The organism is Halorubrum sp. CGM5_25_10-8B, assembly GCF_005435095.1.
GTDB classification, from domain to species: domain Archaea; phylum Halobacteriota; class Halobacteria; order Halobacteriales; family Haloferacaceae; genus Halorubrum; species Halorubrum ezzemoulense.
Genome location: NZ_SGTY01000002.1, coordinates 1 through 19,853, shown reverse-complemented (window position 1 = coordinate 19,853; position 19,853 = coordinate 1). Strand labels below are relative to the sequence as shown.

Sequence of the window (19,853 nt, the reverse complement as noted above, 5' to 3'; positions counted from 1 at the left end):
CGGGGGGCGGGATCGGTCCGTATGAACGCGCTTCGCGTGACGGGCGGCCGCGTCCTCCGCCCCGACGGCTCCGTGACCGAGGCCGACGTGACGATCGACCGCGACGCCGGGCGGATCGTCGAGGTACGAGACGTGAGCGCGGACGGCGAGGCGCCGCCCGACGCCGACGAGACGCTCGACGCGTCGGGGTCGCTCGTGATCCCGGGGCTCGTCAACGCGCACACGCACGTCGCGATGACGCTGCTCCGCGGGTACGCAGACGACAAACCGCTCGACCCGTGGCTCCGCGAGGACATCTGGCCGGCGGAGGCCGAACTGACGCCGGACGACGTCGAGGCGGGCGCGGAGCTCGGCGCCCTGGAGATGATCCGGTCTGGGACGACCGCGTTCGCGGACATGTACTTCGCGATGGACCGGGTCGCGGACGTCGTCGACCGCGCGGGGCTGCGCGCGCGGCTCGGCCACGGGGTCGTGACGGTCGGCAAGGACGCGGCCGACGCCCGCGCGGACGTCGAGGAGAGCCTCGCGGTCGCCCGCGAACTTGACGGCGCGGCGGACAGCCGGATCCGCACGGCGTTCATGCCGCACTCGCTGACGACGGTCGGCGAGGAGTTCCTCCGCGAGGGGGTCGCGGAGGCGCGGGAGGCGGGCGTTCCGGTCCACCTCCACGCCAACGAGACGGCGGACGAGGTCGACCCGATCGTCGACGAGCGCGGGGAGCGACCGATCGCGTACGCCGAGGACCTCGGCGCGCTCGGCCCGGACGACTTCTTCGCGCACGGCGTTCACGTCGGCGGCGGCGAGATCGACCGGCTCGCCGAGTCGGGAACGGCGGTCGTCCACTGCCCGGCCTCGAACATGAAGCTCGCCAGCGGGATGGCCCCGGTTCAGCGGCTCCGCGAGGCCGGCGTGACCGTCGCGCTCGGCACCGACGGCGCGGCCTCGAACAACGACCTCGACGTGTTCGACGAGATGCGCGACGCCGCCATGCTCGGGAAGCTCGCCGCGGACGACGCGAGCGCGGTCCCTGCGGGGGCGGTCGTTGAGATGGCGACGGCCGGCGGCGCGGACGCCCTCGGACTCCCGGGTGGTCGGATCGAGGCGGGTGCGGCCGCCGACCTCGCAGTCGTCGACCTCGACGCGCCGCACCTGACGCCGGTCCACGACCCCGTCTCGCACCTCGCGTACGCGGCCCGCGGGAGCGACGTGCGCCACACGGTCTGTGACGGCGACATTCTCATGCGCGACCGAGAGGTGCTGACGGTGGACGCCGCGGCCGTACAGGAGCGCGCCGCGGCCGCCGCGAGCGACCTCGTCGACCGCGTGGATTCGGCGTAGCGGACGCACGGCTATTCATGTATAGAACTGCGGTGGCGCGTGCGACTCGCGCCCTGCGGGCGCTCGTCAGCACGCGCGAGGTCGCCGGCGCGTAGCGCCGGCTGCCGGGGAATCTTCGCTTCTCGCTGGAGTCGGCCGACCGGAGGGAGGCCGACGACGCTGGAGAGGCGTGAGGCTGCGGTGCCGGGCGGGGAGGGATTCAAAGGGGCAGCCACGGGGGCTTTGGGCGTGTTCTCTGCGGGAGCGACTCGGAATACGACCGGAGAAACGTGTCGCGCGCGAGCGACGACCGAGCCGAATCGGGGGCGAACTCGGGGGGATCACGACCGAGATACTCGCGTTAACGGCGATCAACCAAAACAGACGCAGCAGCGCCGTTAACCCGGATACAAACCGGATTAAACCGCGTTAAGCGACTTCGCTTTTTATACGGAAAGGGGGACTGGACCCGAGTGGACATGAGCGAACGCACGAGAGCGATCCTACTGGCCGCGGTCGTCGCGCTCGGCGCCGTGACGGGCGTCGCGGCGACGGGCGTCGCGGCCGCCGACGGCGGCCTCGAAGTGGCCGTCGACGACGCGGACGGCGAACCGACGGTCACGGTGACCGAGAACGACACCGCGGTCGAGAACGCGACGGTCGTCGTGAGCGTCGTCGACGATGGCGACGAGAACGCGTCGTACGCGGGGACCGGCGAGTACGAGACCGACGCGAACGGCACGGTCGACCTTCCCGCCGCCGAGGAGGACGTCACCGTCGCGGTGACCGCCGCCGCGGGCGACGACACCGCCTCGACGACGGTCGACCTCGAAGCGCCCGACGGCCTCGAACTCGACGTGGAGAACGCCGAGAGCGAGCCCGTCGTCACAGTGACGAACGACGACGACCCGGTCGAGAACGCCTCGGTGAACGTCACGGCCGTCGACGAGAACGCCTCCTACGCCGGCGCGGGCGAGTACGAGACCGACGCGAACGGCACGGTGACGCTGCCGGCCGCCGAGGAGGACGTGACGGTGAACGTCACGGCCGAATACGACAACGAGAGCGCCTCGGAGACGGTCGACATCGAGGCGCCCGACGGCCTCGAAGTGGCCGTCGACGACACCGACGGCGAGCCCGTCGTCACGGTCACCGACAACGGCACCGCGGTCGAGAACGCCTCGGTGACCGTCACGACCGTCGACGAGAACGCCACCTACGCCGGCGCGGGCGAGTACGAGACGGACGAAGACGGAACCGTCGGCCTCCCGGCCGCCGAGGAGAACGTCACGGTCGAGGTGACCGCCGCGTACGAGGGCGAGAGCGTCTCGACGACCGTCGACCTCACCGTCGGCGACGAGGACGAGGCCGAGGGGCAGCCGTTCGGCCAGCTCGTCCGGGAGTTCATCGAGGACATCGAGGACCGCGAGGGCGGCATCGGTGGCGCGGTCTCCGACTTCGTGACGGAGAACAACCCCGGTAACGCCCCGGACCACGCGGGCGGCCCCGGCGGTCCGGACGACGCGGACGATGGCGACGACGCCGAGAACGAGACCGACGCGCCCGGTAACGCGCCCGATCACGCCGGTCCCGACGGTGAGGATGACGACGAGCGCGGCCCGCCGTCCGACGCCGACCCTGACCGCGAGGAGGACGACGATGCCGAGGAGACCGAGGGTGACGCTGAAGACGACGACGCCGACGAAGAGGGCGAGGACGCCGACGAGGACGAAGAGGACGAGGAGAGCGCGGAAGACGAAGAGGACGAGGAGAGCGCGGAAGACGAGGCTGAAGACGACGCCGACGAGGAGGAAACGGAAGCCGACGAGGACGCTGACGAAGACGAAGCGGACGAGGAAGCCGACGATGACGACGGCGAGGGCGGACCGCCGGACCACGCGGGCGGCCCGGGCGGAAACTGACGACGCGGTCCGCAGTTCGGTTCGGTAACGCGGGCGACGGTCGCCGAGACCGACTCTCATTTTGCGGACGCACTCCGGTGTCGGCAGGGTTTAGTGCGCCGTGAGCGAACCGAGAGGTATGAGCGAAACCGCGTATCCGCCGGTGTCACAGCACCTCTCCGACGTCGATGCGGCCCGGGAAGAGGGCCGCCGGAAGATGGACTGGGCGCTCCAGCACATGCCGATATTGAACGCGCTCCGCGAGGAGTTCGTCGACGAGCAGCCGCTCGCGGGCGAGACCATCGCGATGGCGATGCACGTCGAGGCGAAGACGGCGAACCTCGTCGAACTGCTCGCCGAGGGCGGCGCCGAGGTCGCGATCACCGGGTGTAACCCCCTCTCGACGCACGACGACGTGTCGGCCGCGCTCGACGACCACGAGTCGATCACCTCCTACGCCGTGCGGGGCGTCGACGACGACGAGTACTACGACGCGATGCACGCCTGCATCGCCCACGAGCCGACCGTCACCGTCGACGACGGGATGGACATGGTGAAACTCGTCCACGAGGAGTACCCCGACCTGATCGACTCCATCGTCGGCGGCGCCGAGGAGACGACCACGGGCGTCGACCGCCTGCGCGCGATGGACGCCGACGGCGAGCTCCACTACCCCGTCTTCGCCGTCAACGACACGCCGATGAAGCAGCTGTTCGACAACGTCCACGGCACGGGCGAGTCGTCGCTCGCGACCATCGCGATGACGACGAACCTCTCGTGGGCCGGGAAGAACGTCGTCGTCGGTGGCTACGGCCAGTGCGGGAAGGGCGTCGCCAAGAAGGCGTCCGGGCAGAACGCGAACGTCATCGTCTGCGAGGTCGACCCGCGGAAGGCGCTCGAAGCGCACATGGAGGGGTACGAGGTGCTCCCCATGGAGGAGGCCGCCGCGAAGGGCGACGTGTTCATCACGACGACGGGCAACCGCGACGTGATCACCCGCGAGCACTTCGCGGAGATGAGCGACGGCGTCCTGCTCGCGAACGCCGGCCACTTCGACGTGGAGGTGAACCTCGACGACCTCGACGACCTCGCCGTGGACCGCTACGAGGTCCGCGACGGCGTCGAGGGGTTCGAGATGCCCGACGGCCGCGTCCTCAACGTCATCGCGGAGGGCCGCCTCGTCAACCTCGCCGCGCCCATCGCCTTAGGCCACCCGGTCGAGGTGATGGACCAGAGCTTCGGCGTTCAGGCGGTCGTCGTCCGCGAGCTCGCCGCCAACGGCGACGCGTACGACGCCGGCGTCCACGACGTGCCCGACGAGCTCGATCGCGAGGTGGCGGACATCAAGCTCGCCGCCGAGGGCGTCGAGTACGACGACCTCAGCGACGAGCAGCGCGAGTACATGGGGAGCTGGGAACACGGGACCTGACCCGGCCGGACGGCGACCGCCGAGCCCGCCGGTTCGACCCGCTTTTGTGCCGCGCGACCGTACCGGACGTATGAATCTCACCGCGGTGTTACACTCCGGATTCGGTGTCTCGGTGTTGGCCGGAATCCTCGTCTCCGACACGACGCTTCGCGTCGCCGCGTTCGCGCTCGGCGCGGTCCTCTTCGTCGCCGGCATTGTCGTGTCGCGGCGCGGCGACTGAGACGAGCCGAACGGCGCGTCGCCTCGCCGAACGGTGACGACCGGCTCCGGCTCGCGTCCTTTTTCCCCCGCGACCGCCTACGAGAGCCAGTGACAGTCACGAGCGTCCACGACCCGAGCCACCGCGAGGCCCTCTGGGAGCTGGAGGACGCCTTCGAGCGCGGCGACCTGATCAGCGTCTTCGGCCGCTGTACGGTCAGCTACGAGGGGCGTGCGGCCTCGGACCTGGGCGCCGGCGACCGCCTGCTCGTGTTGAAGCCCGACGGCGCCGCCCTCGTCCACACCGACGAGGGGCGGCAACCCGTCAACTGGCAGCCGCCGGGGTCGGAACACCGCGCCGCGGTGCGCGAGGGACGGCTGCGCGTGCGCTCGACGCGGAGCAACCCCGACGAGACCCTGACCGTCCGCTTCGCGGCCGTCGACCAGCTCTCCGCGATGGCCGTGACCGGCGGCCGCGACCTCACGCTCCACGGGAGCGAGGAGGACCTCCGGACCCGAATCTTGGAGCGCCCCGACCTCGTCGAGCCCGGGTTCGAGCCCCGCGAGACCGAACGCCCGTCCAGCGCCGGTCCGATGGACCTCTTCGGCGTCGACGCCGACGGCACGCCGGTCGTCGTCGAGCTGAAGCGCCGCCGGGTCGGTCCGGACGCCGTGGGACAGCTCGCGCGGTACGTCCGGGCGCTCCGCGAGGAGTTGGGGATCGAGGCGAACGACGGCGAGACCGACGACGCGGACTCGCCGGAGGTGCGCGGAATCTTAGTCGCCCCGTCGGTCACCGACCGTGCCGCCGAGCGGCTCGCGGAGCGCGGGTTCGACCACGTCGCGCTCGAACCGACGCCGGAGGAGTGAGCGGGCGGCGTGTCAACGCAGACCGCAATCCGGCGGATCGCCGGCGCTGACTCCCCGAGGAGCCGCGGCGGACGCCTCGCTATCGAAGGGTTTATCGCCGCAGCGCGGGCTACATCGGACAAGTAGCCATGTCTGACAAACCCGCCTCTATGTATCGGACGATCGACAAGCCGTCGTACACCCGCCGCGAGTACATCACGGGTATCCCCGGCTCGAAGATCGCCCAGCACAACATGGGCGACCTCTCCGCGGAGCCGGACGACTACCCCGTCCAGATCAGCCTCCGCGTCGAGGAGGAGCTCCAGGTTCGACACGGGTCGCTTGAGAGCGCGCGCCTCTCGGCGAACCGCCACCTGATCAAGGAGCTCGGCGAGGGCAACTACAAGATGACCCTCCGCAAGTTCCCCCACCAGGTCATCCGAGAGAACAAGCAGGCGACCGGCGCCGGCGCGGACCGCGTCTCCGACGGGATGCGCCAGGCGTTCGGCAAGCCCGTCGGCACCGCCGCGCGGCTCAACAAGGACGACGTCGTGTTCACCGCCTACTGCGACGTCGAGCAGGCCTCCGTCGTGAAGGAGGCGTTCCGCCGCGCGTACAACAAGCTCTCGCCGCCGTGCCGGATCACGGTCGACCGCGGCGAGAAGCTGCTCGTCTCGTAGACCCCTCGACCCCGACCCCGTCCGTGAGGCGGGTTTTTCTCCGCGCGTTCGCGTGACGTAGCCGCGGCGCCGCGTGTCTCCGAACCGGTTCCGATCCCCGAGCCGAACACCTGAAATACCTCGCTCGCGTACCGCACGGCAGTGTCACAGCAGCTGGCCGAGGTCGAGACGCTGTTCCTCCACGAGGCGCGGAGCGACTACACCGTCGTCGCGAACCGCGACGGCAAGCGCGTGCTCCGCGGGCGGCTCGAACTCAAGGAGACCTCCGCGGGCCCGCGCCCGGGGAAGTTCCGGGTGATCCGCGACGGGGAGGACCACCCCCGCCAGCCGGACGAGTTCGTCGACCTCGCGCGGGCGGCCGGTCGGATCCGCATCTCCGAGCAGACCTCGCCGGAGAACCGGACGCGGCTGAAGGAGATGCTCGACGGCTACCAGCTGGAGGCGACGGCGGTCCGGACCTGCCGGCGCTGCGCGAGCGACGGGCGCTACGGGCCGATCACGAGCGAGGACGCCATCGACCACAACGGCGAGCTGATCTGTCGGGACTGCGCCCGCCGGGAGCTAGAGCGGGAGCTGTCGTACAAAGGGGAGTTCACGGGCGCGGCCGAGGAACGCCTCGAGGAGCTGCTGTACGAGTCGGGCGACCTCGACCGGATCGTGAGTCTCCTCCAGGGCGGACTCGACCCCGACCTCACGAAGTACGACGAGGTGTCGGCGAACGTCGACGACGTCTCGCCAGTCCGGACCGAAGACTTGGACCTCCATCCGGACCTCTCTTCGCACCTCCAAGGCCGCTTCGAGGAGCTACTGCCGGTCCAGAGTCTCTCCGTGCGGAACGGCCTGCTCGACGGCGACGACCAGCTCGTGGTGAGCGCCACGGCGACGGGGAAGACGCTCGTCGGCGAGCTGACCGGGATCGACCGCGCGCTGAAGGGGGACGGGAAGCTGCTCTTCTTGGTCCCGCTCGTCGCGCTCGCCAACCAGAAGCACGAGGACTTCGAGGACCGCTACGGCGACCTGCTCGACGTCTCCATCCGGGTCGGCTCCTCGCGGGTGAACGACGACGGCAACCGCTTCGACCCGAACGCCGACGTGATCGTCGGCACCTACGAGGGGATCGACCACGCGCTCCGGACGGGCAAGGACCTCGGCGACGTGGGGACGGTCGTCATCGACGAGGTCCACACGCTGAAGGAGGGCGAGCGCGGCCACCGGCTCGACGGGCTCATCTCCCGGCTGAAGTACTACAGCGAGGACCGGATGGAGACCCGCGCGGGCTACGACGGGACGCAGTTCGTCTACCTCTCGGCGACCGTCGGGAACCCGGAGTGGCTCGCGGAGAAGCTCCGCGCGACGCTCATCGAGTACGAGGAGCGCCCGGTCCCCATCGAGCGCCACGTCACCTTCGCTGACAGCCGTGAGAAGGCCCAGATCGCCGACAAGCTCGTGAAACGCGAGTTCGACACGAAGTCGTCGAAGGGGTACCGCGGGCAGACGATCATCTTCACCAACTCGCGGCGGCGCTGTCACGAGATCAGCCGCAAGCTCCGGTACGACTCCGCGCCGTACCACGCCGGCCTCGACTACGGGCGCCGGAAGAAGGTCGAGCGCATGTTCGGGAATCAGGACCTCTCGGCGGTCGTCACCACCGCGGCGCTGGCGGCCGGCGTCGACTTCCCCGCCTCGCAGGTGATCTTCGACTCGCTGGCGATGGGGATCGAGTGGCTCTCCGTCCAGGAGTTCTCGCAGATGCTCGGGCGCGCCGGACGCCCGGACTACCACGACCGCGGCCGAGTCTACCTCCTCGTCGAGCCGGACGGCGTCTACCACGGGTCGATGGACCGCACGGAGGACGAGGTGGCGTTCACCCTGCTGAAAGGCGAGATGGAGGACGTGGCGACGCACTACGACGAGACCGCGGCCGCCGAGGAGACGCTCGCGAACGTCGTCGTCGCCGGCAAGAAGGCGAAGCGGCTCAACGACCGGATGATCGGCGAGGTCCCCACCAAGCACGCGCTCGGGAAGCTGCTGGAGTGGAACTTCATCGACGGCTTCGAGCCGACGCCGCTCGGCCGCGGGGTGACGCGGCACTTCCTCGCGCCCGACGAGGCGTTCTTCATCCTCGACTCGGTCCGGAAGGGGACCGACCCGTACGACATCGTCGCCGACCTCGAACGGCGCGACGACGAGGAGTGACGACGCGCAACGAAACCCTTTAGCGGCTCTTCGGGGTACATAGGAGTACGGGACCGTGGGTTAGTGGTATACTCCGAGCCTTGGGTGCTCGTGACCCCGGTTCGAATCCGGGCGGTCCCATTCTGCCGCTGCGAGCAATTCGCGAGCAGCGGCGGTGGAACGGATTCGAAGCAGGGAGTGGAGCGAGCAGCGCGAGCGGAACGACCGAGGTTCGAATCCGGGCGGTCCCATTCTGCTGTTGCGAACAATCCGTGAGCAGTGGCGACTATTTACAAATAAGAGGCGGTGGCGCGTGCCTGCGAGGCCGCCCCGCGGCCGAGCAGCACGCGCGAGGGAGTCAGTCACCGGAGCGAAGCGGAGGCGACTGACGAGGCTGGGGAGGTGTGAGGTGCGGTCGCGGTGCGGGGTGGGACTCAAAAGGGCAGCCGGGAGGCGGGCGCAGGTGACGCAAGCACCGCAGCGAGGGAGCGAACGGAGTGACGAGGAGCGCAGCGAGCGTGCGCCCGCCTCCCGGCTGGGACTTTGGAGGTGTTCACCACTGATCCAGCGGCGCCTGTTTATAAATAGACCGCCAGGATTTTGAAATTCCGCACCGCACCACCGATCACTGTTTAAAAACGATCTCAGGCCAAGTCAGTCAGCGACTGCTGTTCGTACACGTCGGGGTCGGCGGGGGGCGCATCCCGGATCTCGGGGTAGTACTCCAGCAGCTGCGTCGCCAGCTCCTCGCCGAGCCGGACCGGGACGGCGTTGCCGATCTGTTTCATCACGTCGGTCTTCGTCCCCTCGAAGACGAACTCGTCGGGGAACGTCTGGAGCCGAGCCATCTCGCGGGGCGTGAGGTACCGGTCCTCACTGGGGTGGATGAAGACGTTCGTGCTCACCGTCAGCGACGGCTCCTCGGGGTCGAGCCGGCGGAGGTACGTCCCGTACCGCTTGACGATCTCCGGCTCGTGCGGGCAGGTGTCGGTGTCCTCGCAGTCGCACTGGTACTTCTTCGTCTTCAGGCGGTCGGGGAGGTCGCGGTAGTAACCGCCCGGGGGAACGTGACGGATGCGTTCGAGCGTCTTCTCGCCGGTGTCGGCGTACGTCATGTTCGGGAGGTCGTCGGTCGCGTCCGCGAGCGCCTCGCCGGCGGTGCGCCAGTGCCCCTCGGGCGTCGTCGGCTCAGGAAAGCGGATCGGCACGTCGCGATTGGTGCCCATGAAGAAGATCCGGCGGCGCTTCTGGGGGACGCCGTACTGTTCGGCCTCCAGCACTCGGTACTCGCACTTGTAGCCGTGCGCCGCGAACTCGTCGACGATGAGGTCTTTCACGTACCGGTCGTCACTGGTCTGGCGGTTGATCAGGTCGCGGACGTTCTCCATCAACACCAACTGTGGTTCGAGGACGGAGACGACCCGGAGGAACTCCTCGAACAGCGTGTTCCGGCGGTCCTTCTCCATCTCGTCGAGCTCGATCTGCTCGTTGTTGAGCCGGCTGAACCCCTGACAGGGCGGCCCGCCGATCACCACGTCGACGCCGTCAGGGTCGTAGCCCGCGCCCGCGGCCGCCTCGCGGATCGCCGGGGCGTCAAGTTCGCGCACGTCCCCTTCGAGGAACTCGGTGTCGGCGAAGTTCCGTCGGTACGTCTCCGCCGCGGGCTCCCACTGGTCGCTCCCGAGGGCCACGTCGAAGCCCGCCCGCTCGAATCCCAAGTCGAGGCCGCCGCAGCCGGAGAAGAAGCCGGCGACCACCGGCGCGTCAGCGTCGGCGTCAGCGCCCACCGGGATCACCTCGGCGATGCGGGGACACGCGTGCTCGATCCATTTCGTGCCTCGATTCGCCGCGGGCGCATAAAAGCGTCACACCTCAGGCCGGGACGGCAGGTTCGCTGGCGGCCGGCGCGTCGTCGTCCGGCGTCAGGCCCGCCGCTCGCTGATCTCCTCGGCGATCCGCTCGTCGGGGCGGCGGAGCTCGCCGGACTCGACCTCGTAGACGTAGCCGGAGACGGTGGTGTCGTCCGGGATGAACGCGGACTCGCGGAGGTACTCGACCTGCGCGGCGCAGGCCGCGTCGATGTCGTCGGTCATCTTCACCCAGTCGAGGAGGTCGGCGTCGCCGATCGTGAGCTCCGGCAGCGACGGGTCGAGGTCCGCGGCGTCGATGTCGCCCGTCTCGGCTTCGAGCCCCTCGCGGATCGCCTCGTCGGGCGCGCTCATCATCCCGCAGTCGGTGTGGTTAATAACGACGATCTCGTCGGTGTCGAAGAAGTTCGTCGTGAGCGCGGCCGACCGGATCACGTCGTCGGTCACCTTCCCGCCGGCGTTGCGGAACACCTGCGCGTCGCCGAGGTCGATGCCGAGCGCCTCCTCGATCGGGATTCGCTCGTCCATACAGGCGACGACGAGGAGGTTCTTATCGGTCGGGATCCCTTTCCGGCGGCGGCGCGCCCAGTCGTCGCGCTCGTCGACCGCGGCGTCGAGATGTTCGTGGTGCGCGTCGTGGTCGGCGTGGTCGTGCGATGGCATCGCTCGATCGGAGGGGTGGGACAAAAGGGATCGTTGCGAAAACCGAGATCCCCGCCGTCGACGCGGATCGGCGGCGATATCGTCCGATATCGAGGACGCGTGGCAGATCGGTCGATCCGGATTCGACCGACGCGGGCGGGTCGAGGCGTCGACCGAGGCGGTCCGCCCGCGGCCTTTCGAAATCCTTTTGTCCCGAATCGGCATTGATGTGAGTGCGAGCCGCCTTAGCTCAGACTGGGAGAGCACTCGACTGAAGATCGAGCTGTCCCCCGTTCAAATCGGGGAGGCGGCATATTCTGAACCCGCGAGCGACAGCGAGCGGACGACCGCGGGTCACTCGTCGTCGACGAGGACGGTCGCGAGGCGGTCGCCGCAGTGCGGGCAGTTCAGCGTCTGCCAGGTGTCGGGATCCAGATCGCCGAACGGCTCGGACCGGCGCGCGTCCGCGGCGGCGACGCTCGCGCCGCAGGTCTCGCAGTCGTGGGTGTCGTCGGGATCGGTCATCGCCGGGCGTACGGGCGCCTCGGCGAAACCGACTTCGCCGCGCGGCGCCTCCGATCGTCCATGAGCCGGTTCGCGGCGGTGGCGTTCGACCTCGACGACACGCTGTGCCGCCACGACCACGACGTGGACGCCCTCTACCGCCGGGCGTTCGAGGAGGCGGGCGTGGAGCCGTTCGGCGAGCCGGAGGAGCTGTGGCCCCTCCTCGACGGCCCGCCGGACCCCGACGATCGCGTCGGTTACCTCGGCGCGGGGTTCGCGCGGTTGGCGGCGCAACACGGGAGAGACGTGGACCCCGTCGCGCTCGCGGCGGCGTTCGAGGCGGTCGCGGACGAGTCGCGGGTGGCGTACCTGCCGGGCGCGACCGAGGCGCTGGCGGCCGCGGCGGCGGCGGGTCCCGTGGGCGTGCTCACGAACGGTCCCGAGGACCGCCAGCGGGCGAAGATCGAGGCGCTCGGGTTGGACGATCTCGTCGACGCGATCGTGTACGCCGGGGACCTGCCCCGCCGGAAGCCGCACGCGGAACCGTTCGAGCGGCTGACCGCGGCGCTGTCGGTCGATGCCGAAGAGACGCTGTACGTCGGGAACTCGCTGTCGTACGACGTCGCGGGCGCGCACAACGCCGGGCTCCGGTCCGCGTGGCTCCGCGCGAGTCCCGACGACGCGCCCGGCGCGTACGGGCCGGACCACGTCGTCGACTCGTTAGCGGAGATCGCGGACCTGCTGGCCGAGGGGCGCGGAGCCGACGGCCGCGAGCCCGGAGGCGAAGCAGCGGCGACCGAGCCGGAGGAGAGTCGGTGAGCGACGCGGTCAGGGGTCGCGCCCTCGCCAAGGCGAGACCGGGGGCGACGGTCGCGAGCGTCGAACCGCTCGGGCGGGGGAACCGCAAGCGGACGGAGGTGGTGCGATTCGAGAGCGCCGCGCCGGTGGTCGTCCAACGCTCCGAAACGCCGGCCGCGACCCGGACCGAGGCGGCGCTGCTGACAGCGATCGGCGATCGGACGGACGTGCCAGTTCCCCGGCCGCTCGGCGAGGGCGTCGCCGACGGGACGGGGTGGTTCGTGACGCCGCTGATCGACGGCCGCGACCTCCACGGGGCGTTCGTCGACCTCGGTCCGGCGGACCGGCGGGGGGTCGCGCGGGCGTTCGGCCGCTGGCTCGCGGCGCTCCACGAGGCGTTTCGGTTCTCGGGGTGCGGGCGGCTCGCGGTCGACGGCGCGGCGGGCGACGGAGCGATCGACGCGGAATCGGTCCTCGGACGCGACGCGTCGCTGTCCGTCCGCGATCCGGTCGGCGCCGACGAGTGGCTCCGGGAGTTCGGGGAGCGACACGCCGACCGGCTCCCCGAGGAGTTCGACGGGCTCCGCGCTCGGCTTCGGGACGCGTTCCGGGAGTCGACCGCGTCCGACACCGATCCGCGGCTGTTCCCGTGGGACTTCCGCCCGGGGAACGCCCTCGTCGCGGACGGCGCGGTGACGGCCGTCCTCGACTGGGAGGCGCCGCTGGCCGCCCCGCGTGGTGTGTCGGTCGCGAAGACCGAACACCTCGTCGTCGGCTGGTACGTGCCGGCGGCCGAGACCGGGCCGCTCAGGCGGGCGTTCCGCGACGGCTACGAGTCCGTCGCGCCGCTCCCGCGCGTCGAGCGTGCCCACCGCGCCGCGGCCGTCGCGAGCGCGGTCGTCGACGGCGAGGGCGTGGTGACGAACCCGCGCTACCCGCCGGTCGACCGCGACGCGGCGGTCGAGTTCCACCGACGGGCGCTTCGGCGCGCGCTGGACAACGGACCCGGATAGACCACTCCGAGACGAGGCGCCGGTCAGTACAGCGCCGTGGCCGTGAGGATGCCGGCGGTCTGGCCGAGGCCGACGAGCGCGATGCCCGCGACCGTCCCCGCCGCGGAGCCGGCGAACGCGGCGACGACCGCGCCCACGACCGAACACGCGGCCGCGGCGTGGTGGACGGTCGAGCGCGGGGCCGTCGCGTCGCGAAGCCCCGTGTAGACGAACGCCGGCGCGGGCAGGAGCATCCAGCCGTAGAAGGCGACGGCGAGGAGCGCGCCGGTCGGGAGCGCGGCCGCGAGCCCGGTCCCGTCGCGTGCGAGGAACCCGAGGACGCCGGCGAGCGTGACCGGGGTCCCCGCGAGGATCACCAGCTTCCACGCGCGGAGGACTCCCGTCGCCATGTCGCGCCACGAGGCGACGACGAAGGCGACGAGCAGGGCGCTCATGACGACGTGCGCGACGAACAGCGCGTGGAGGGAGACCGCACCGAGGACCGCCGCCGCGGCGACGCCCCACGCCGCGGGGACCAGCAGCGCGGGACCGTTCTCGCGGAGCGTGATGGCGGGGCCGTCCGCTTGGTACTCGTGTGACACGTTGGTCGCTTCCGCGCCGAGGAATATAAACGTCGGCGTCCGGTGGGGCGCCGAAGAACGACACGATCCGGTCTCGCTCGCGCCGCGAATCTGTTGTTCGGGCAGTGTTCGCTGATAAAGTTTCGGTTATTCGGAAACGATCGTCTAGAGAGAGTCGTGGTAACTGTACACTCGCAATCCTTATGACCCGACAGGGCCTCTCTCTATTCGCAATGGCGACCGGAAAGGTTGATTTCTTCAACGACACTGGCGGCTACGGATTTATCGAGACTGACGACGCGGACGACGACGTGTTCTTCCACATGGAAGACGTCGGCGGCCCGGACCTCGAAGAGGGTCAGGAGCTCGAGTTCGACATCGAGTCCTCCGAGAAGGGTCCCCGCGCGACGAACGTCGTTCGGCAGTAAGCCGATCCGAGAAGGTGGGTCGGTCCGGCTGACGCCGAACGCGACTCTGACACACGGTATCAAACGTTTTCGTCCGCGTCGCGGGCTCGCGTCCGCCGCGGTCGTATTTTACGCTCGACGAGCGCCCCGCTCGTCGCGTGCGCACGTCGTACCCGGAGAAGAGATGAGAGCGACCGCGTCCGCGCTCAGATGTGTTGCCCGAAGAGCCCGCGGCCCTTCGTCACCTCGACGTCGCCCTCAACTTTCGTCTGACAGGAGAGGCGGACGTCGTGGTTCGGGTGGTGCGGCGGGAGCCAGAGACGGGCCTTCTCCTTCTTGCTCGGCTCGCTGACCTCGCCGTCGACCTGGACCGCACAGGAGCCGCACGACCCGGAACCGCGGCAGTTGAGCTGTTCCATCTTGCCGTTGTAGACGGAGAGACCGGCCTCTTTGAGCACGTCGCGCAGATTGGCGCCCTTCTCGCACTCGATTTCCTCGCCCTTGTAGGATACAGTAGGCATGTCGACTCACGGTACGCGAGCGATCCACAAAAGAGTCTGTGTCCGCGGGGCGCGGCGACCGGAACCGCAAGCGCCGACCGCGGCACGCCCAGAAACGGTCGTGTGCCGAGCGTCGGACGCCGACGGGGCGTTTTTTACCCTCGGCACCGCAGGGTGGCACAATGGGACTCAGGTGTCTGCTCGGACACGACTTCGGCGAACCCGAACTCCAGCGCGAGCGCGAGGAGGAGGGCGACGAGGTCGTCACGACCGTCAAGGAGGTGAAGACCTGCGCTCGCTGCGGCGAGACGCAGATCGTCAGCGAGAATACCGAGGTGACGACGATGGAGCAGCTGGCGGACGAGGCCGCCGCGAACGTCGGCGGCGAGACCGCCGGCGCGTCGGCCGCGGCGCCGACGCGCGACGACGCCCCGGACGCTGCCGAGGAGGGCGCCGGACCCGGCACGGCGTCGGGAGGGGTCGGTGCGGCCGACGCCGGGACGGCGGACGAGGGCGTGACCCTCGACGAGGAGCCCGGAGCCGGGAGCGACGACGCGGTGATCCTCGACGACGGGGCCGCGGCCGACGAGCCGTCGGGGCCGACCGACGCCGCTCCGGCCGCGGACCGCGTCGACGCGGCGACGGGCGCGGCGGACGGTCCGAACGCACCGGACGAGGCGGGCTCGCCGGACGGAGCAGCTCCGGCGGACGAGGACACGGAGGTGTTGGGCGCGGGCGGCGAGTCGGCGTCCGCGCCGTCGCCCCCGGCCGAGACCGAGTCCGGTGCCCCCTCGGGCGACGAGGCGGACGCGGAGAGCGACGACGGCGTGATCCTCGACGAGGACGAGGAGCCGGCCGACGACCGGGAGCGGGGCGCGTGGCCGGAGGTCGACGAGGAGGACGCCGGCGCCGACGGAGCCACCGCGTGGCCCGATCACGGCGGCGAAGACGAGGGGTTCAGCGCGGAGGTCGGTGAGGGCGGTGACGCCGACGTCGAGTTCGGCGGCGGGCTCACCCCGGAGGCCGCGGACGGGCGGGAAGAGCAGGAATCGGCGACGGAGTACGTCGAGGCGCCCGACGACGGCGAGGGCGCCACGTTCGACGCCGGCGGCGAGGGCGGGACGGGGATCACCCGGGGCGAGAGCCCCGAGTTGGAGACGGTGGGCGACGACGCCCCGACGGAGTACTACTGTCCCGAGTGCGGGATGGTCCGGGCGGCGGACGGGAGTTCGATGCGCGCGGGAGACATCTGTCCGGAGTGTAAGCGCGGGTACGTCGACGAGCGTCCTCGGTAGGCGAAGCGGAAGCGGGCCGTTCGGGCCGAACCCGCCGAGCGGCCGTGACGAAACTGGTTTACGCCGGCCTGTCGAACGGTCGCGGCATGAAGGAGTACAAGATGCGCCGCGGCGAGCATCTGGACGACCGCATGCCGGACCTGAAGGGTTCGATCGAGGAGTACTTCGGCGAGGTCACCGGCACCGAGGAGTGGGAGGGGCACGAGCTGTACGTCGTCGCCGACCCCGACAACCCGGTGTTCGAGCGCATCGTCGCGGGCGCCGCCGAGTACGGGAGCAAGAAGGACAAGCTGGCGGTCCACTTCGAGGAGCGCCCCGCCGAGGACGTCATCGCGGAGGGGAACGCCGACGCCGCCGCGGACGCCGTCGACGCGAAAAACGACTTCCTCCTGGAGGCGACCGGGCGCGACGCGAAGTCGCGCCGCGACTCGCTGAAGCGCGAAGTCGAGGACGACGCCCCCGATTACTGAGCGGTTCTGCGGCGACCGGTTCTCGTCCGTCGAGGAAAGCGCGGAGCCCGCTAGCGTCCCGCTCGCGCGACTGAACCCCGCGAGAGAGTTGTCACCGTCCTCGAAACGTCGTCGCCTCCTCACGGGAAGCGTCATCGCCCGACGAGAATCGGCTCCACTCGGCGGTGAGACTGTCAGGATCGATCTGGTAAATATTTATTCAGATTTGAGTTAAAACTCCGGCAGTTTTAAGGCGTACGGGGACGAAACGGTGTGTATGAGCATTGAGACGGTCGTGCTGGCGGTCGGATCGGAGGACGGGAAACGCGTCGAGCGGCTCGCCGAGGAGATCATCTCCGTCGCCGAGCCGGCGGACGCCGAGGTCGTGTTGACCCACGTGTTCGACAGGGAGGAGTTCGACGAGACCAGCGCGAAGCTCGGGTTTGAGCCGGAGAGCGAGAGCTCGACGCCCGACGCCATCGCGGAGCGACACACCACCACCCGGAAGCTCTCGGAGGCGCTCTCCGAGGCCGGCGTGCGACACTCCGTCCGGGGCGCGGTGGGGGACCTCGCGGACGAGGTCGTCGAGACAGCCGAGGGCCTCGAAGCCGACCGCGTCGTGGTCGGCGGACGGCACCGCTCGCCGACCGGGAAGGCCGTCTTCGGCAGCGTCGCGCAGGAGGTCATGCTCTCGGCGCCGTGCCCGGTCACCTTCGTCCGCGAGCCGGCGTCGTAACGCGGTTTCGCGGTACGGACCCCGTTTGTTATTCACGGTCGACCGCGCGAAGCGTCCCGCTTAAGTGAGACGGGTCCGCGCTTACACCCGATGTACTACGTGGGCGTCGACCTCGGGGCGACGAACGTCCGGGCGGCCGTCGGCGACGAGAGCGCGGCGGTCCTCGGCTCCGCGTCGCGGGGTACGCCGCGGGGACCGAACGGCATCGCCGTCACCGAGGCCGTGTTGGAGGTGGTCCGCGGGGCCTGTACGGACGCGGGAATCGCGCCGAGCGAGGCGGTCGCGGCCGGGATCGGCTCCATCGGTCCGCTCGATCTGGCGGAGGGGGTCGTCCAGGGGCCCGCGAACCTCCCGGACACGGTCGAGCGCATCCCGCTCGTCGGGCCGGTCGGTCGGCTGCTCGACACCGACGAGGTGTACCTCCACAACGACACCATCGCGGGCGTCATCGGCGAGCGCTTCCACTCCGAGCGCAACCCCGACGACATGGTGTATCTCACCATCTCCTCGGGGATCGGCGCGGGCGTCGCCGTCGACGGGAACGTCCTCTCTGGGTGGGACGGCAACGCCGGCGAGGTCGGCCACATGACCGTCGACCCGCACGGGTTCATGACCTGCGGCTGCGGGCTCGACGGCCACTGGGAGGGGTACTGCTCGGGCAACAACATCCCGAAGTACGCCCGGGAGCTCCACGAGGAGGACCCCATCGAGACGATCCTCCCGATCGAGGACCCCGACTTCTCCGCGGTCGACGTGTTCGAGGCGGCGGGCGAGGACACCTTCGCCGACCACGTGATCGACCAGGTCGCCCACTGGAACGCCATGGGGATCGCCAACATCATCCACGCGTACGCGCCGCTCGTCGTGAGCGTCGGCGGCGCGGTCGCGCTCAACAACCCCGACCGCGTCCTCGACCCGATCCGCGAGAAGCTCCCGGAGATGGTGTTCATCAACGTCCCGGAGGTTCGGCTCACCGACCTCGGCGACGACGTCGTGGTGAAAGGCGCCCTCGCGAGCGCGCTGACGGGCGGGACCGGCGACCGGGCGCGCGTCGAGAACGCGCCCTGACCGAGCGCGGCGACGACGGCCCGCGGGCTACTGCTCGAACTCGTCGAGCTCCGGTTCCACGTCGGCGCCGACCGCGTCGCGCGTGTCGAGGTACGCGTCGCGGTACCGCCAGATCTTCCGGAGGAGGACGTACCCGAACGCGCCCTGGAAGACGATGACGAAGCCGAACAGCGCGAGGACCTGCGGGAGGCCGAAGAGTCCCGCAGCGACGCCGGTCACCGGACCGACGAGCGTGTTGTACAGCGCGTGGATCGCCGCCGCGAGGACGAGCCCCTTGACGATGATCGGGCCGCGGTTCCCGGGATTGAACTTCGCGAGCCCGAGGTAGTAGCCCGCGAACGCCGAGTAGACGACGTGTCCCGGTCCCGCGAGCGCCCGGAGCGCGGCGATGCCGTCGCCGGCGCCCAGCGCCGCGATGCCGACCGTCAGCTCCGCCATGTCGACGTTCTGGGCGATGTACACGAAGTTCTCGATGACGACGAAGCCGAGCCCCGCGATGGCGCCGTAGACGGCGCCGTCGATGACGGCGTCGAAGCGGGCGTCGGTGTACGCGTACAGCCGCACCGCGAGCAGCTTCACCGACTCCTCTATCGGGCCGACGACGACGAAGAAGAACACGACGATTCCGAGGAAGCCGAGCGGCCGGAAGTACGGCTGGAGCACGCTGTTCAGGATCGCCGCGAACGTCGCGGTGAGGATAGAGAGGAGGAACGTCGCCACGAGGAGCGACAGCGGCTCGCCGGTCGTCACGTCCGAGACGTACACGTACGCGGCCAGCCCCAGAGCGGGGATCACGGAGAGCCCGAGGAGGACCGCGATGGCCGGGTCGAAGAGGAGCCCGAGTCCGAACGAGCCGAGGATCGCCAAGAGTCCGACGAACGCGACGAGGACGACCCCGGCCTTCGCGGAGCGCGTGAGGAGCCAGTACAGCGCGACCGACAGCCCGTCGAGGGAGGTGCGCTCCTCCCACGTCGCGACGTCGTAGAGGTCGCGGTCGTCGTCGGCCCGAGACGCGATCGGGTCCTCGTCGCTTGGCATGGCCCCCGTTTCGCCCCCCGGTGACTTAACGGATTGGCGGAACCGGACGGGCGCGCTGAGGGCGGTGGGCGGGATGCGTCACCGACCGCGCTCGCTCCGCGGCCGACAGGATTGAAACCGCGGCGGACGAAGGTCGGGTATGCACTTCGATCCGCGGGTCCAGCGCGCCCTGAAGGAGGCCGGGCTGGACGCCGACGCCGTCGCCGACGCCTCGGACCGAGTCGCCGAACTCGTCGCCCGCGACGCCGACCGCCTCCGGGAGTTCTTCGACGGCGACGACCCGTACTACTCGGACATGGAGATGGCGCACAGCGCGGCGTCGAGACAGGGGCACGCGAGCGCCGACGTGGACCTGTTCACCCACGGGAGCGACCTCCGCGGGTACCTCTCGCTCGACGGGTGGGGCGTCCCGGTCGAGGGCGGGCG

Annotated in this window: 21 protein-coding genes and 2 tRNA genes; 17 read left to right on the top strand and 6 right to left on the bottom strand. The window is 70.2% G+C overall.

All coding sequences use genetic code 11. The features are described from left to right. The first annotated feature begins 21 nt into the window (after positions 1–21). From EXE51_RS01720 to EXE51_RS01690, 8 genes are all read left to right on the top strand, one after another. Complete coding sequence (locus tag EXE51_RS01720) at positions 22–1,338, top strand: amidohydrolase (RefSeq protein WP_137691930.1); 1,317 nt, start codon at positions 22–24, stop codon at positions 1,336–1,338. 458 nt (positions 1,339–1,796) lie between these two features. Beyond that, the gene (locus tag EXE51_RS17455; RefSeq protein ID WP_158413871.1) at positions 1,797–3,239 is read left to right on the top strand and encodes a DNA primase; all 1,443 of its coding nucleotides are present in this window, start codon (positions 1,797–1,799) and stop codon (positions 3,237–3,239) included. Positions 3,240–3,357: 118 nt separating this feature from the next. After that, on the top strand, positions 3,358–4,647 hold the full coding sequence (locus EXE51_RS01710; RefSeq protein ID WP_086220818.1) for an adenosylhomocysteinase: 1,290 nt from the start codon (positions 3,358–3,360) through the stop codon (positions 4,645–4,647). Positions 4,648–4,717: 70 nt separating this feature from the next. Then, on the top strand, positions 4,718–4,867 hold the full coding sequence (locus EXE51_RS17635) for a hypothetical protein (RefSeq protein ID WP_167373095.1): 150 nt from the start codon (positions 4,718–4,720) through the stop codon (positions 4,865–4,867). Positions 4,868–4,956: 89 nt separating this feature from the next. Further along, positions 4,957–5,715, top strand: coding sequence for an endonuclease NucS (gene nucS / locus EXE51_RS01705; protein WP_137691929.1), 759 nt, complete (start codon positions 4,957–4,959; stop codon positions 5,713–5,715). A 128-nt stretch (positions 5,716–5,843) separates the two neighbouring features. Continuing rightward, positions 5,844–6,374 carry a 50S ribosomal protein L16 gene (locus EXE51_RS01700; RefSeq protein ID WP_004599151.1) on the top strand — a complete coding sequence of 177 codons (531 nt, stop codon included), beginning with the start codon at positions 5,844–5,846 and terminating at the stop codon, positions 6,372–6,374. A 141-nt stretch (positions 6,375–6,515) separates the two neighbouring features. Next, positions 6,516–8,570 (top strand): DEAD/DEAH box helicase, encoded by a 2,055-nt coding sequence (locus EXE51_RS01695; RefSeq protein ID WP_049932853.1) that lies wholly within the window; start codon positions 6,516–6,518, stop codon positions 8,568–8,570. 49 nt (positions 8,571–8,619) lie between these two features. After that, a tRNA-Pro gene (locus tag EXE51_RS01690) sits at positions 8,620–8,690 on the top strand. Between the two features lie 503 nt (positions 8,691–9,193). Here EXE51_RS01690 and EXE51_RS01685 read toward each other — a convergent pair. Together EXE51_RS01685 and EXE51_RS01680 are read right to left on the bottom strand one after the other, a co-directional pair. Beyond that, on the bottom strand, positions 9,194–10,342 hold the full coding sequence (locus EXE51_RS01685) for a DNA cytosine methyltransferase (RefSeq protein ID WP_394334821.1): 1,149 nt from the start codon (positions 10,340–10,342) through the stop codon (positions 9,194–9,196). Between the two features lie 129 nt (positions 10,343–10,471). Beyond that, the gene (locus EXE51_RS01680) at positions 10,472–11,080 is read right to left on the bottom strand and encodes a carbonic anhydrase (protein ID WP_049932855.1); all 609 of its coding nucleotides are present in this window, start codon (positions 11,078–11,080) and stop codon (positions 10,472–10,474) included. Between the two features lie 218 nt (positions 11,081–11,298). On the opposite strand from EXE51_RS01680, the gene EXE51_RS01675 reads away from it, so the two are divergent. Next, positions 11,299–11,372, top strand: a tRNA-Phe gene (locus EXE51_RS01675). Positions 11,373–11,413: 41 nt separating this feature from the next. Here EXE51_RS01675 and EXE51_RS17630 read toward each other — a convergent pair. Further along, complete coding sequence (locus EXE51_RS17630) at positions 11,414–11,584, bottom strand: hypothetical protein (protein WP_167373096.1); 171 nt, start codon at positions 11,582–11,584, stop codon at positions 11,414–11,416. 60 nt (positions 11,585–11,644) lie between these two features. Between EXE51_RS17630 and EXE51_RS01670 the strand changes: the two genes are divergently transcribed. Together EXE51_RS01670 and EXE51_RS01665 are read left to right on the top strand one after the other, a co-directional pair. Continuing rightward, a complete protein-coding gene (locus tag EXE51_RS01670) occupies positions 11,645–12,382 on the top strand; it encodes an HAD family hydrolase (protein WP_049932881.1) in 738 nt (245 codons plus the stop codon). Next, complete coding sequence (locus EXE51_RS01665) at positions 12,379–13,374, top strand: phosphotransferase family protein (RefSeq protein ID WP_137691928.1); 996 nt, start codon at positions 12,379–12,381, stop codon at positions 13,372–13,374. Before EXE51_RS01670 ends, EXE51_RS01665 begins: the two co-directional genes overlap by 4 nt. A gap of 23 nt (positions 13,375–13,397) precedes the next feature. Here the strand turns inward: EXE51_RS01665 and EXE51_RS01660 are convergent, their stop codons facing one another. Continuing rightward, positions 13,398–13,955 (bottom strand): hypothetical protein, encoded by a 558-nt coding sequence (locus EXE51_RS01660; RefSeq protein ID WP_241990576.1) that lies wholly within the window; start codon positions 13,953–13,955, stop codon positions 13,398–13,400. Between the two features lie 212 nt (positions 13,956–14,167). Between EXE51_RS01660 and EXE51_RS01655 the strand changes: the two genes are divergently transcribed. Beyond that, positions 14,168–14,362 carry a cold-shock protein gene (locus EXE51_RS01655; RefSeq protein WP_004599158.1) on the top strand — a complete coding sequence of 65 codons (195 nt, stop codon included), beginning with the start codon at positions 14,168–14,170 and terminating at the stop codon, positions 14,360–14,362. Between the two features lie 185 nt (positions 14,363–14,547). On the opposite strand, the gene EXE51_RS01650 is transcribed toward EXE51_RS01655, so the two are convergent. Beyond that, on the bottom strand, positions 14,548–14,862 hold the full coding sequence (locus EXE51_RS01650) for a 2Fe-2S iron-sulfur cluster-binding protein (RefSeq protein WP_049932858.1): 315 nt from the start codon (positions 14,860–14,862) through the stop codon (positions 14,548–14,550). A gap of 161 nt (positions 14,863–15,023) precedes the next feature. Between EXE51_RS01650 and EXE51_RS01645 the strand changes: the two genes are divergently transcribed. The 4 genes from EXE51_RS01645 to EXE51_RS01630 all read left to right on the top strand — a co-directional run bounded on the left by EXE51_RS01645 (position 15,024) and on the right by EXE51_RS01630 (position 18,389). Continuing rightward, a complete protein-coding gene (locus EXE51_RS01645; RefSeq protein ID WP_137691926.1) occupies positions 15,024–16,136 on the top strand; it encodes a hypothetical protein in 1,113 nt (370 codons plus the stop codon). Positions 16,137–16,222: 86 nt separating this feature from the next. Next, positions 16,223–16,606 (top strand): DUF5611 family protein, encoded by a 384-nt coding sequence (locus EXE51_RS01640; RefSeq protein ID WP_049932860.1) that lies wholly within the window; start codon positions 16,223–16,225, stop codon positions 16,604–16,606. Between the two features lie 256 nt (positions 16,607–16,862). Then, complete coding sequence (locus EXE51_RS01635; protein WP_049932861.1) at positions 16,863–17,321, top strand: universal stress protein; 459 nt, start codon at positions 16,863–16,865, stop codon at positions 17,319–17,321. A gap of 90 nt (positions 17,322–17,411) precedes the next feature. Next, positions 17,412–18,389 (top strand): ROK family protein, encoded by a 978-nt coding sequence (locus EXE51_RS01630; RefSeq protein ID WP_049932862.1) that lies wholly within the window; start codon positions 17,412–17,414, stop codon positions 18,387–18,389. 27 nt (positions 18,390–18,416) lie between these two features. Here the strand turns inward: EXE51_RS01630 and EXE51_RS01625 are convergent, their stop codons facing one another. Then, positions 18,417–19,427, bottom strand: a complete 1,011-nt coding sequence (locus EXE51_RS01625) for a PrsW family intramembrane metalloprotease (protein WP_049932863.1) — start codon at positions 19,425–19,427, stop codon at positions 18,417–18,419. 139 nt (positions 19,428–19,566) lie between these two features. On the opposite strand from EXE51_RS01625, the gene EXE51_RS01620 reads away from it, so the two are divergent. Next, on the top strand, positions 19,567–19,853 hold a 287-nt coding region (locus tag EXE51_RS01620; RefSeq protein WP_137691925.1), incomplete at its 3' end, for a hypothetical protein.

Excerpts from the sequence above, each read along its gene's own strand:
- EXE51_RS01720 (WP_137691930.1), top strand. The coding sequence starts at position 22 with ATGAACGCGCTTCGCGTGACGGGCGGCCGCGTCCTCCGCCCCGACGGC.
- EXE51_RS17455 (WP_158413871.1), top strand. The coding sequence starts at position 1,797 with ATGAGCGAACGCACGAGAGCGATCCTACTGGCCGCGGTCGTCGCGCTC.
- EXE51_RS01710 (WP_086220818.1), top strand. The coding sequence starts at position 3,358 with ATGAGCGAAACCGCGTATCCGCCGGTGTCACAGCACCTCTCCGACGTC.
- EXE51_RS17635 (WP_167373095.1), top strand. The coding sequence starts at position 4,718 with ATGAATCTCACCGCGGTGTTACACTCCGGATTCGGTGTCTCGGTGTTG.
- EXE51_RS01700 (WP_004599151.1), top strand. The coding sequence starts at position 5,844 with ATGTCTGACAAACCCGCCTCTATGTATCGGACGATCGACAAGCCGTCG.
- EXE51_RS01680 (WP_049932855.1), bottom strand. The coding sequence starts at position 11,080 with ATGCCATCGCACGACCACGCCGACCACGACGCGCACCACGAACATCTC.
- EXE51_RS17630 (WP_167373096.1), bottom strand. The coding sequence starts at position 11,584 with ATGACCGATCCCGACGACACCCACGACTGCGAGACCTGCGGCGCGAGC.
- EXE51_RS01670 (WP_049932881.1), top strand. The coding sequence starts at position 11,645 with ATGAGCCGGTTCGCGGCGGTGGCGTTCGACCTCGACGACACGCTGTGC.
- EXE51_RS01655 (WP_004599158.1), top strand. The coding sequence starts at position 14,168 with ATGGCGACCGGAAAGGTTGATTTCTTCAACGACACTGGCGGCTACGGA.
- EXE51_RS01650 (WP_049932858.1), bottom strand. The coding sequence starts at position 14,862 with ATGCCTACTGTATCCTACAAGGGCGAGGAAATCGAGTGCGAGAAGGGC.
- EXE51_RS01645 (WP_137691926.1), top strand. The coding sequence starts at position 15,024 with ATGGGACTCAGGTGTCTGCTCGGACACGACTTCGGCGAACCCGAACTC.
- EXE51_RS01640 (WP_049932860.1), top strand. The coding sequence starts at position 16,223 with ATGAAGGAGTACAAGATGCGCCGCGGCGAGCATCTGGACGACCGCATG.
- EXE51_RS01635 (WP_049932861.1), top strand. The coding sequence starts at position 16,863 with ATGAGCATTGAGACGGTCGTGCTGGCGGTCGGATCGGAGGACGGGAAA.
- EXE51_RS01630 (WP_049932862.1), top strand. The coding sequence starts at position 17,412 with ATGTACTACGTGGGCGTCGACCTCGGGGCGACGAACGTCCGGGCGGCC.
- EXE51_RS01625 (WP_049932863.1), bottom strand. The coding sequence starts at position 19,427 with ATGCCAAGCGACGAGGACCCGATCGCGTCTCGGGCCGACGACGACCGC.